Below are 11,640 nucleotides of genomic sequence, written 5' to 3' on the forward strand. Positions count from 1 at the left end.
CGGATTGGTGCAGCGGAACAAACCAAGGAGAAAATGTATGGTTCATGCCCATTATTTCCTTAAACAAAGAGCACCTACCGCCGTCGAATGGCGTCGGATAACCCGTGCTGTTAAGAGGCTTTTTGCAATAACTCCCATGCGGAGCTTGTCTGCTGGCGGCTTCTATCAAAATAAGCCGTTACATGGAGCGATGATCACCTACGTCGAAGAGATCAATCTTAAGGGCGAGCTGATCCAAAAACCCGAAATCGTCAGGCACTCCAGGATGAACGTCGTTCAGGAAATGCACGGCTTCTTTGCCATCATGTTTGACGGTAAGGATGATCTCGGGGAAGAAACATTCTTTCTTACGAATGCCGGACCTGAGAAAGATCAGGAGATCTCACCAGGTATCGGGGCCTGCAACACTGCGGGCAAGCCTTACGACCTGATGGTGTGTGCAGCCTTGATAGTGGCAAATCACATTGCTCCGGATCTGTTAGAAATTATCAGCGATGGCGGAGTTGATGACTGGGAGCCGGCGTTAAGTCTCGTCCGAATCTGGGACAAAAGCGCTTTCTTGCCACTTACCATCGATCCCAATGCGAGGTGCGATCCAGCGCCAATGAGTGTTGAGGAGCGCATGCAGCAATTCACGCCAGTCAGTCAGTTCGTGGACACCTGCTCGGAACCCGGACTGTACTTCTAATCAATAACCAACCCAGCTGGGGCTCTTACATTCCCCAGCGGGGAGTGTGTGAGCTCCTTTAAATCAGAAGGAGCAATACCATGACCGCAATTATCGTGACCAAAGTCGGTACCAACCGGAATACACCCAGAATTTGGCTTGAGGGCCGGAAACTGGAGCGTGAAGGGTTTCGCGTTGGCGAAACTTACAACGTTGACCATTCCAACAGTGATCGACTCATCCTGGTGAGGATAGCCGGTGGCAGGCGGAACGTATCCTCGAAAAAGAGGAACGGCACCGAAATGCCGGTTATCGACCTGAACGCGCAGAAGCTGGCGGAATGGTTCGACCAGGAGGAAAAACTTCGGGTGACAATTCGCAAAGGGCGGATCGTCATTCGCAAGCACTACCTCAAGGAAGCGGCTCAGGAACGCCTGGAGCGTATCCGCAAGAAGATCGCGGATAACCATAAGCTGGCGGTCCATAGTCTTTTCCATGGGGCGGGTGTCCTTGATACGGCCATTCATGCAGGACTAGCCAAAGCAGGCGTGGGTACGTTCGTTCAAGTCGCTGTCGAAATAGAGCGCAAGTACCTGGATATGTCTCTTGAAAGCAATCCGCATCTTTTTACAGATGAATCGGTGCTGATCGAGGCTCCCGTTCAGGATATTTGTATCGACCGTGCCATTCAGGCCGATCTATGCGTCATGGGAATCCCCTGTACTGGGGCCTCAACCGCAGGACGGGCGAAAATGCGCGACACGAAAGGGGAGAAGAGAACATACCTTCCAGAGGAGCACGATTCCGCTGGGGCCCTGTTCTTTAATGCCCTTCGTTGGATTGAGCAAACCAACCCAGCACTGGTGGTCATTGAGAACGTCAAGCCGTACCAGAGCACTGCCAGCATGGCGGTGATCCGGTCGGTATTGGCATCTCTCGGCTATGTGGTGCAGGAACGAATCCTGAATGGATGTGAGTTCGGAGCATTGGAAAAGCGCGATCGCCTTTGCGTGGTTGCGTTCACTGAAGGCATGGAAGATTTCATCGATATAGATGACATCGTGCCCCTGCGGACCAAGCCAGAAAAACTGAGTGATGTGCTGGAAGATGTTCCGCTCGATGACGAGCGCTGGAAGTCCTACGACTACCTGCGTTTGAAAGAGCAGCGGGATATCAAAGCCGGGAAAGGTTTCAGAAGGCAGTTGTTCACTGGCGAAGAAGGTCACATTTCGACCGTAACCCGCGAGTACAACAAAGCCAGGAGCACAGACCCGTTTATCCAGCATCCAACCGATCCGCTGCTCTCGCGTCTCCTGACGCCCCTTGAGCACGCTCGGGTCAAAGGTATCCCAGAGGCATTCATCGATGTGTCCTGGGTTGCTACGACTACTCGACATGAGGTGTTAGGCCAGAGCGTTATATGGCCGATGTTCGAAGCTGTTGGCTATGGCATCGGCAAAGGGCTTGCCTCCCTTCGGGAAAACATTCAACAACCGGTACCAGCTTTGGCTGCTGCCTGAACCGCTTGGGAGCTTCGGCTCCCGGCTTTCCAAAACAAAACGGGAGTTTCGCTAGGCCGCTGGCCTGGCGGCTTCCCCAAGCAGGAGAATTTTCATGGACTTTGAAACCTTTCGCGGCAGTGTTCAGCATCTGACTCGCGAGGAATCCCTAATATTCGTTCGATCCAACGGATTGCAAACTGTCTTCCCTGAGATCAACGAAACGTCACCTACGGAACTGCTGATCTATCCGGGGGCGTTGGTCATTACCAATACCCACGAAAGGTTCAGCGTCACTCTGGGGCTTAGAACGCTGAGCTCCACGTCGCTTCGCAAGCTGGAGAAGATGATTTTCTTCTATGGCGTTGAGCAAAAGAGGCTGGCGGCATGAGGGAGGTTGTTCCGGCATGTGGCGGTACCGAACCGATCAGTGTGATCAACGGTCGGCGTTGGCAATACGTGTTCGAGCCCTCAACGGGCAGGCATGGGTATCTCGACGTCGATAACGATCTGATCACCTGGCACCGATTGTTTCATCCTGCGCATTGTCCTGAACTGGAAATGTGTTCAGAACCGCCTCTTCCTGAGAGGTGGGAGGCGATCAAACAGCCAGAAGAGCAGAGCCTCTACTGGTAAAACCCACGGTCAGCGGCACTTCTAGGAGTGCTGCCGATCGATCATCAAAAGGAGAATGACCATGGCCAAAGTAATCTTTGTGGCCGGTACCGTGCTGCGGTTGCCTGCCAAAGATGCCGGTTTGGTGAATTCCATAGTGCGAGTGCATTCGTCTCGGATTGGCACGACCAGGTCTGGCAAAGGTCAGCAGGTAGAGCGCAGGGAGCCAGTTCGTCTAGTGAATGAGACAACTGGGGCTCACACGCTTAGGTTTGCGATTGGAAGTGGAAGCATGGACATTCGCTCACCGACAGCGATTGCTGCCGACTACGACACCTGTGATGCGTTGGGCATTAAGCCTGGCGAAAAGGTGGAAGTCGGTGTGTATCGAGCAGGGTACTTCGCGGTTTTCAAACACTATCTGAACCATCCGGATTGGGGCTACAGGCTCGCAACCCACATGGGCGCTGGCGGATTAGTGTTTGGCGTCATTGGGGCCGCTTTGGGATCAGCATCCTTGCTGTGAGCAAGCGACTCTCAACTCAGTAATTAAACCCGGCCCCGGATTTCCGTGGCTGGGTTTTTTATTGCGCACTTACAAAATGAGCACTATATGGAAATCTGAAGGCCAGACCTCAGGAGCGTTCTTGACAGACATTGAGAGCCGACCAATACTATTATTCAGGTCGCCCGATACCTGCTGTGTGCGCTCCATGCGAACAGGGCCTCATTCCTTACTACTTCTTTCCTGACACCGGCTTGGGCCTGGTTAATGCACACGACCGCCCCTGCAGAGCCGACAAGGGGAAGATGTCATGACTCATCCTTTATTTAAAATCGAAGATTCATTGGAAAAGGCCACCTCGCGTTTAGTTAAAGAGCTTGCCTACAAAGGTTATGAAATCCTGCCGGAGTTCCTTGAAACTCCATACGAAATGACCGGCTCTCAAGAGCACCAGATGCATGACTCTCGTCTGTTTAGGAGCTTGCTGAGCATTGTCGATTCACGAGCTCATCGATGGCTATACGCATTAGATTCAAAAGACTTAAGCCCGGACTGGCATGCGATACTGCTTCCTGATGAGACGCCAATTGAATTTGAGAATTACATCCTTGCCTCACACAGTCTTTCAGAAGCATTGGGCTATATTCTATGGCTCATGAATCACGCCCGGACGAAACCGAATCGCGTTTATTGGAACCCGGCTGGTGAGCTGGTCCTTCAGGGCGATCATTGTGAGATAGCTCGGATTTGCCACATACCGTTTACAGCGGTAAAAGATGATGAACTGTGCAGGGTCCGTACAGCCCTTCGTGGCCTTGAGTCGGGTGCTTCCGGTGAGGTGTTCACCAAGCACCTTCGGAAGATTCGTGGATTCCCTAAAGTCGATGCCATCCGATGTGATCAAGATGATAACGTTGCGTCGAACTTGGACGATTTTGAATTCTGGAACTTGGGCCGCAGCATGTTTGAGCCTAGTTGCTCCAACCTGTCCACCGCTTTTATGCGTACCCTGTCCCAGATGGTCGCCAAACCTTTACCCCGTCACCTGGTTCAGGAAGTGACTGCACACTACTTTGGCTTTGAAAGCTGGAACCATTTCACGGGGGCAGGCAAGCATCGAGGCGAGGATCTACTGACCCCATTTTGCCTGTATTGTGTTGAAGACGATAACCCAATGATAGAGGCCCCACTAAGCTTTCATCGGGGGCTAGCAGCTGGTCTCCACGCTTACGGTGCTGAACTGCATTCACAACACCGCAAAACCTCTCATCTCGCGTCGACGTCATTCGTTAGGATCACCAACAGGACTCGTAGTAGTCGCAAAGAGATCATTGCTGGCGGCTCGCGCTACAAAGAAAGCTCAGGTATAGAGTTGGCCGAACTCCGCCATGTCAGCGGAGATGAGGGGTATCAGGATCTGGCAGCCATGATGTTGAGCTCCGGGGACATCGATAAATTCACACAAGAGTATTTCTATACGGAAATTTCCGTTCGGCAGCGGGTTGTCGAGTTTAACAAGCGCTGCGGCTCCACAGAGCAGGATCATCTATTCATAGGCGGTTGGGTTTACTGGATTAGCCGGGAGAGCAGCCGACCTACTTTCGTTGCCGAAAACCTCGAAAACGTGGGTTGTTCCCAGTTATCCAATGTTTCAGCCTCGCTTCACAAGGCAGCGCTAGTTGAGCAGCCTGACGGTTTCTACCTGGCGAACGATTGGGATCGGGAACCTAAGTTCAAACTACCAAATTTGGATAGCATTGGCGCTGACCGGATCGAGCAAAAATTTTTCCATAAAACTAATTGGCGAAGATCCCAATAAGGTACATTTCCGGCACGGCTATCTGCATTGCATTTCCCAGCCCTGTGAGAATATCAGTAGCAATGCCATTTTAATTTCCGGTTTAGAATGGGGGAGGGAAACTCATGCATAGAGGAATGACATTCAAGCAGGTTCTGGACAATCCGGAAGGCCGGGCGCTGGTCGATGCAATAGAAGATACCATTGTCAGTCTCCGGGGCCAGGAGAGCGAACCTGTACTACAGGATGTTCTTCGTTCACAGATTGATGACCTTGAGGCTAAAACCGGCTACCGGTATGAGGCTTGCTGACTAATGCGCCACCCCAATGACTGTTGGAATTGGACATGAATGAAAAGACGATGAAAGAGTTTCGGGACTATTACGCAGGCCCATGGCCACAGGCAATCCTCCACCTTCTACTGGTGGCCATAGGCGGGCCATTTCTTGCGGTGCTCCTTACTGACGAACCTTTCTCAGTCAGACTCTTTGTAGGGAGTTCATTGGTAGCACTTCTGGCTTTCGCAGTTGGAGTATGGGCCAAACGACGGTATCCGCGCCCGACAAGTCGCAGTTAAATGGGAATTCGTCATGACAAGTAGATCGGAAGCAAAAGCACCGCCACCCCATCCGCTGTTTATTGTGGGAATGCTGGCGGTCCCGTTGAGCATTGTGTGGAGCCCCCTACTAATACTGGCTCCCTGCTGTCTCGGCTGGTGGGTGCTCAAAATTGAGAAGCCAAGACTGCTTTTACGGCATGAGGATGGGGTTGAGGGTGAGGAAATTGACCTGGGGAAGCACAGATATCCGCTGACTGATTGCTCAATGACAAAGCCAAGGTTCTTCCCCTTCCAGTACGGACTGCCGCAAGTGAGGCAACTGGTAACCCTGCAACACATGAACAGTGGGACGACCCAGCAATTCTGGATCATCACCAGACCTGTAGGCCGAACCACGGTCCATCCAATCACTGATAACTGACATTGGAATCCGCCAGAACTGCCTTGGGAATTTAAACATGCGCAATATTTATAATTTAGCAGGCCCATTCGGATGCCGCTTCGAGACGGCCGTATTCTTCAGCGACATGGAAAAAACCCTGCCTGGCCTTCAGCATATTGAGATAGAAATGGCTAAACCGTGCGCAGGCGACGTTATCGACGTAGCGCATCAAAGAGCCGAGACGGCAGCGGTCTTCTTTGAGAATGGAGACTCTTTAGAATTAGCCGGGCCATATTTGTGGAAATTCCTAGACAGCGTGCCCCACAACCTACTCAATGAATCAGGAACTGATTATGCAGATAGCCGATGCGGAGGCATTCATGTGCGAGATCTTGTCAACGTATTAAGGCGACTCTATGGGGCAATGATTAGGCCCAACAATATGATTGAGGAGAGCAACGAAGCAGACTTGATCGAGAGCATCAAAATCGATGGCCAGGGCCGGGTATCCACAAAGCTTGCACCAAAGATATCCGAGGACGACGTTAAAGAAATAGCGGCTCTGATCAAGGACTATTTTGATCTAAACAGAAGCGAACTTCTGACTGAGATTTCGGACTGGATCACAGGCATAGTTTCTGAGCCCTTCCTTGAACAAAGCTTTGTGCGAGAGGGGAAACATCTCCGCCCAGTATTTGAGCCAGTTGAGTGGGGAGATGAGCTGAGGTCCATAACCTGGGACGAATTCACAACTAAGCTGACGAGCCGCACCGGCGAGAACTCCCCCGCTTACCTCCATGTCTTCGATTGTTGGCTGGCTCAGAACGAGAGCATGGTTGAAAAAGCTCTCCAATCGGTCATGAACAATCACAGAGACAACCCATCTGTTCAAGCTCTAAGTGAGCTGATCATTGAAAGTGGTCATCACGTAACGCAAGTTCATGGCACCAGTACTTTCTTTAACGTTTTCTCGGAGGCCGCGGCGTGTCTTGGAGAGATAGCCTTACGTAGCAATAGAACATCAATCAACTAATGGTAAATCGGAGATGGACAAACAGGGCACTACATACACGCTGTTTTTTTCACTATCGATATTAACGGATGAACGCCGCTTCGGCGAAATGTTGGCTCAAACAGGGTCGCTGCCCTTCCACAATCTCAAGCAGACCGACTGGGAAGGTTTGGGTATCAAGATTCGGGACACGTTGATGGACAATTATCCTGAGATTCGTGACTGCGTGACGGTAAAACTCTTTGATGACTCCCTGGAGAGCGCTACAAAAGGTACTTTGACAGAGAGCCAGGCCTTCAGTTATCTGAAAACTCTGGTGGCACGAGCGCAGGATGGAAATTTTCAAGCCCATGATCTGAGAGCGGACACATGGATGACTACCTACACCCAGTCAGCACCACCGCAAGATTTCAATGGCGTCATTGTCATTGATGACGACGGATCAGAAGACATTCTGGAAAGTACGGTGAACGGGATGCTCAGGCATTTCTACACGGCAGGAGAAAGCCGCTTCGGGGGACTTGGAGCCCTACCGATGATCTTTTCTGGACAAATAAATGACTCAAGTGGCTTCTCAACAAAAATGCTGGAGGTCTTTATACAGACTTTTGATCATCCATTTTCCAATGATGTCAGACCGATGATTTTGAATGAAGGCCAGCAAAGAAATATTGCGACCGCCCACTCCATGCATGAACTTTAGCAACCGTCTAAGAGCTTCAGAACATGGGAAACCGGAGTTAGGCGTATGGATAACACAATCTTTGTGGCAATTGTCTTGATGAAAGCCGCTTCAACCCTGTTTTTGCTGGCAACCCCATGGCTCGCATGGCGAAAAGGCTTCGCCGGTCGAGCGGTGATTTTGACGTTCATCGCGCTGGGATTTTCCACTCTGGCGTGGTGGCCGGCACCGGATCAGCCATCTCAAATCATGGCGCAAATTGAAACACAAATGCTGTGGTTCTCTGTGGTTGTTGTGGCGCTGGCACCGTTGGCTTTTCAGTTTCATAGGGTCGAAAAGAGCGTCAACTAGGCGCATCGAAGAATGCTACCTGGTAATTTGTGCCGGGCCAGAAATTGTTTAACCTTTCTTACGAACAATGACGCCACAGCAAGGGCTTATCATGATTAATCGCCTCCTTATTACAATCGCCTTATTAATGCCAGTATTGTTGTTTTTCGGAGCTATCGTTTATTTTCTCTTCGATATTAATGGTGCCTTCAGTTTTAACGTGTACACAATCTTAGGGTGGCTAATCATCGCTTTTAACGTATACAAGGTTGGGCAATACAGCAGAAAAGACTCGGTTGATAGAGCCTTGACCGCCCCAATAAATACGAACTCAGCCACCAACCAGTTCGATGATGACGAAACGAAGCAGGGGCGAAAATTCGGGCTCTATGGTTCCGGTTACTCGATCACCGGAGATATAAACCAGCCGGAGGACTAATGCTCGACTGGCCGTTTCCTGTAGGTTTCGAGGCGGTGGACTGCTGGAGCATAACGGCAAAATTTAAGACTATGAGACTGCGATGATATTACGGTACCAAGATGGAATTCTCGACCTCATAACTGAAATTGGCCCAGGCGAACTGGAAGCGCTGGAGCACGGTCACCCCTTTTTTGTCCGGCTGCAGGAAGGGGATTGGCAACAGTGTTACTCATTCGGAGCTGGCGGCGTCCCTGTTTGGGAGGCCATTCCGGAAGGGGACCAGTGGCCGGACCCCAGGCCAACGATCAATTAAAGCCTCAATGCTAAGAACTCCTTTGTGAGAGTTAAGAAAAGGAATCGATATGGGCTGGGACTATACAAGGTATACCGCCAAGTGTAAGGAATGTGGTCGCGAAGGCGTCTGTATTAGAGGCGAGGATGATTGGTTTCGTTCTTCTACTTCGTGGGAAGGCTTCAAAAGGGCTGAACCTGATGCCACCTCTGTAGGAAGGAAAAAATCAGATCTACGTGACTTCAGGCCTATATGTGCGTGTGGTTCAACTGAAGTTGAGGTTGGATCTGTAATTTTATAGCAGTGCTTTCATCGTAGGAAAGGAAGGGCATGGACAATCTAACGCACATGGTATCGAGTGCTTTGGCTGCGGCTCAACAAGGTTATGGGGCACTATCTACAGGTGAGGCACTAGCAGCTGCTCTGGTGCTTAACGATGCCGAAGCTCTGGCTGACCGGGGAGTGTCGATCGCTGAGGCCCTGGAGCGGATAGGTAAAGAATGGGCCTCACTGATTCCGGCTGTCTCCAAGCGCGTAGCCTCAAGACTGGGTGACATCGAGCAGACGCGCCAGCAGGGTCGACTTTACAAAGCTGAACAGCGCGTTCTCGATCTGGCCGGAGATGCTGAGCCGGTTGATCTTGAGGCCAAATATGTGACTCACGGCGAAGCGCCTGGCTACCGGGACATATATCTTACACTCAAACTAGCGCCCATCGGGGCAGGGATAGACGGCCCGCAATCAGTCACCGCTACGGTGCGGCTCAATGCTGAAGATAGCGCAGTTGTGGCTAAGGAAATCTTAAACATCCATCGGTTTGCTTGGCGGAATGGTGATAAGCCGATTGATGTCAAAGAGGGCGAACATCGCCCCAGCTGGCTGGCATAAAGCGCGGGTAGAGCCAGGGCTAGTAGCCCTGTAAGCCTTGCTTGTAAGGCTGATCAAATCACTCTGCTTGCATCGTTACGACTTCGGTTATGATGACTTCCAGAAGAACCCACTAGCTGCAATTTACTCTCCGGAGGGCCTGCAGCCTCTACCTGGAGCCATCATGAACATTATTAATGTCAAAGCAATTCGAACGGGCGAACGATCAGCAAAGGTGCTCTGGCATGTGGGGAAGGAGCGCAATGGTGCCCTCGATGTCTCAATACCGTTCGACAGCACCAGCGTCGAAGCACTGGGCGAGCTGGCAGCCCTGCGGTATTTGATACTTGAAAATCCACAGCTGCCAGGCCCACCACGCTCGGGCAAAGGGATTCGTGCCGTTGTCACAAAGGGTGCGATCAAGAAAGCGATGAAAGGGAAATCCCAGATCACATCGATGATCAGATACAGTCGATTCCTAACCAGCAGGCTGGCGGGCATTGAGCTGGAAGTTAATCCGAAGTCGCAGATGCTCCCTGACGACCAAACGCCGGCAACAGACCATATCGAAATGAATCTGGAGCCGCATGAAACGATTTCCACTCCTGTCCTTGGTCGTGTCCAGATTACTGACCATGCCTATGAGCGGTGGCTTGAACGGGTGGATGCCAGGAGCGAAGATCGACCTTTCGACTCACTTGTTCGCCGCCTTCAGTCTCCTGATCTATCCCCCGTAGCTATGCCAGATAATGTCGTTCAAGGAAAGATCCGCAAATATGGAGAGGATGGTGTTGTTCTGCTTTACCGGCACCCAACAGAACCTATCCACTTCGGTTTTCTTGAATGTGATGATGCCTACCGGCTGGTGACTGTATTTCTGAGAAATGACACCCTCCTGACTTCAAAAAGCGCAGTTAAGGGCACTTTTTAGCACCCACTTAACCCTTGACCACCAGCCTGCCTCGGTACGATGAGCCTAGATATTTAGCCTTCATTGATCCGAGGTACAAATGGCGAAGAACAGTAATGCTCAGTCAGCTGGCAACAATAATGGCCTGATCAAGGCTCTTTTGGCCGTGGTCACTGTTGCTGTAATTGCAGCGCTGGCCCTGTCGTTCATGTCGTTCAGCACGGCGAACCAGAACCAGAGTGAGCTCAAAGCGGTGACCGCCGCTATCGCAAAGCAGACTGAAGTGCTGGCGGATATGCAAGGCCAGGCAAGCCCGGAAGAGCTAACCAAAATCATCCGGAACGAGATGGATGCCGCACGCAGAGATGACCTTCTAAAGTCCTATAAAAACCTTGTCGGTGATTGGAATAACGCCAAGCCTCAAATCGACAATAGCGATGATGCGAACCTTTATGGTGCTGAGGAAGCTGAGGTCAGCGTCATTGAGTTTTCTGACTTCGATTGCCCTTACTGCCAGCGTTTTCACGAAACCCCCAAGCAGGTAGTTGATCAGTCTGGAGGACAGGTCAACTGGGTCTGGAAGCATTTCCCGGTTCACCCCTCGGCACGTCCGCTACACGAAGCCACTCAATGTATAGCTAAGCAGGATAACCGTTTGTTCTGGGTTGCTACCCAGCTGGTGTTCGATGAAGGCGGAAGCCGTGGTATTAAGCCTGAGAAACTTGGGGAAATGCTGCCAATTGATCAGGAGGCCTATCTCAACTGCCTTGGTAGCAGTGAAATTGCTCAGTCAGTTCAAGAGGACTACAACTTTGGCCAAGAAGCCGGAGTGACAGGTACCCCTGCAACGTTCGTGATTCATAACCGCACTAACCAGGTCATGCAGCTTAAAGGTGCGGTACCAGCTAGCCAGGTGAAAGCAGCGGTACAGCAGCTGATCCAGGCAGCAGCACAAGGCTCAGAGCAGGGCTAACCGTGAAGCTAATCTCCTAGCGATGAATGAATTGCCGGTCCTGTGGCCGGCTTTTTGCGTTGTTACAACGCATTATCCTGCGAGCTGGCAGCAGTCTGGCCCTTGCATTATTGAGACCCGAGTTATCG

At 51.3% G+C, this 11,640-nt stretch carries 14 protein-coding genes; all 14 read left to right on the plus strand.

The features are described 5' to 3' along the window. The first annotated feature begins 37 nt into the window (after positions 1–37). The 14 genes from G7W63_RS08440 to G7W63_RS08505 all read left to right on the plus strand — a co-directional run bounded on the left by G7W63_RS08440 (position 38) and on the right by G7W63_RS08505 (position 11,512). On the plus strand, positions 38–688 hold the full coding sequence (locus G7W63_RS08440; RefSeq protein ID WP_166256109.1) for a hypothetical protein: 651 nt from the start codon (positions 38–40) through the stop codon (positions 686–688). An 80-nt stretch (positions 689–768) separates the two neighbouring features. After that, positions 769–2,187, plus strand: a complete 1,419-nt coding sequence (locus G7W63_RS08445; protein ID WP_166256112.1) for a DNA cytosine methyltransferase — start codon at positions 769–771, stop codon at positions 2,185–2,187. 94 nt (positions 2,188–2,281) lie between these two features. After that, positions 2,282–2,557 (plus strand): hypothetical protein, encoded by a 276-nt coding sequence (locus tag G7W63_RS08450; RefSeq protein ID WP_166256114.1) that lies wholly within the window; start codon positions 2,282–2,284, stop codon positions 2,555–2,557. Then, positions 2,554–2,802, plus strand: coding sequence for a hypothetical protein (locus tag G7W63_RS08455; RefSeq protein ID WP_166256117.1), 249 nt, complete (start codon positions 2,554–2,556; stop codon positions 2,800–2,802). Before G7W63_RS08450 ends, G7W63_RS08455 begins: the two co-directional genes overlap by 4 nt. 61 nt (positions 2,803–2,863) lie before the next feature. After that, positions 2,864–3,307, plus strand: coding sequence for a hypothetical protein (locus tag G7W63_RS08460; RefSeq protein ID WP_166256120.1), 444 nt, complete (start codon positions 2,864–2,866; stop codon positions 3,305–3,307). 289 nt (positions 3,308–3,596) lie between these two features. Next, positions 3,597–5,105, plus strand: coding sequence for a hypothetical protein (locus G7W63_RS08465; protein ID WP_166256123.1), 1,509 nt, complete (start codon positions 3,597–3,599; stop codon positions 5,103–5,105). Between the two features lie 104 nt (positions 5,106–5,209). Continuing rightward, positions 5,210–5,395, plus strand: a complete 186-nt coding sequence (locus G7W63_RS08470) for a hypothetical protein (RefSeq protein WP_166256126.1) — start codon at positions 5,210–5,212, stop codon at positions 5,393–5,395. 706 nt (positions 5,396–6,101) lie between these two features. Beyond that, on the plus strand, positions 6,102–7,058 hold the full coding sequence (locus G7W63_RS08475; RefSeq protein WP_166256129.1) for a hypothetical protein: 957 nt from the start codon (positions 6,102–6,104) through the stop codon (positions 7,056–7,058). A 13-nt stretch (positions 7,059–7,071) separates the two neighbouring features. Beyond that, entirely contained in the window at positions 7,072–7,740 is a 669-nt protein-coding gene (locus tag G7W63_RS08480; protein WP_166256132.1) for a hypothetical protein, read from the plus strand. 45 nt (positions 7,741–7,785) lie between these two features. Next, on the plus strand, positions 7,786–8,070 hold the full coding sequence (locus G7W63_RS08485; RefSeq protein ID WP_166256135.1) for a hypothetical protein: 285 nt from the start codon (positions 7,786–7,788) through the stop codon (positions 8,068–8,070). A 91-nt stretch (positions 8,071–8,161) separates the two neighbouring features. Further along, positions 8,162–8,488 carry a hypothetical protein gene (locus G7W63_RS08490; protein ID WP_166256138.1) on the plus strand — a complete coding sequence of 109 codons (327 nt, stop codon included), beginning with the start codon at positions 8,162–8,164 and terminating at the stop codon, positions 8,486–8,488. Positions 8,489–9,092: 604 nt separating this feature from the next. Further along, positions 9,093–9,650 (plus strand): hypothetical protein, encoded by a 558-nt coding sequence (locus tag G7W63_RS08495; RefSeq protein ID WP_166255866.1) that lies wholly within the window; start codon positions 9,093–9,095, stop codon positions 9,648–9,650. A 163-nt stretch (positions 9,651–9,813) separates the two neighbouring features. Continuing rightward, positions 9,814–10,560: a hypothetical protein gene (locus tag G7W63_RS08500; protein WP_166256141.1), complete on the plus strand. Its 747-nt coding sequence runs from the start codon at positions 9,814–9,816 to the stop codon at positions 10,558–10,560. A gap of 79 nt (positions 10,561–10,639) precedes the next feature. Continuing rightward, positions 10,640–11,512 carry a DsbA family protein gene (locus G7W63_RS08505; RefSeq protein WP_166256144.1) on the plus strand — a complete coding sequence of 291 codons (873 nt, stop codon included), beginning with the start codon at positions 10,640–10,642 and terminating at the stop codon, positions 11,510–11,512. Positions 11,513–11,640: the final 128 nt, after the last annotated feature.

Source organism: Marinobacter salicampi (assembly GCF_011074795.1).
GTDB classification, from domain to species: Bacteria; Pseudomonadota; Gammaproteobacteria; order Pseudomonadales; family Oleiphilaceae; genus Marinobacter; species Marinobacter salicampi.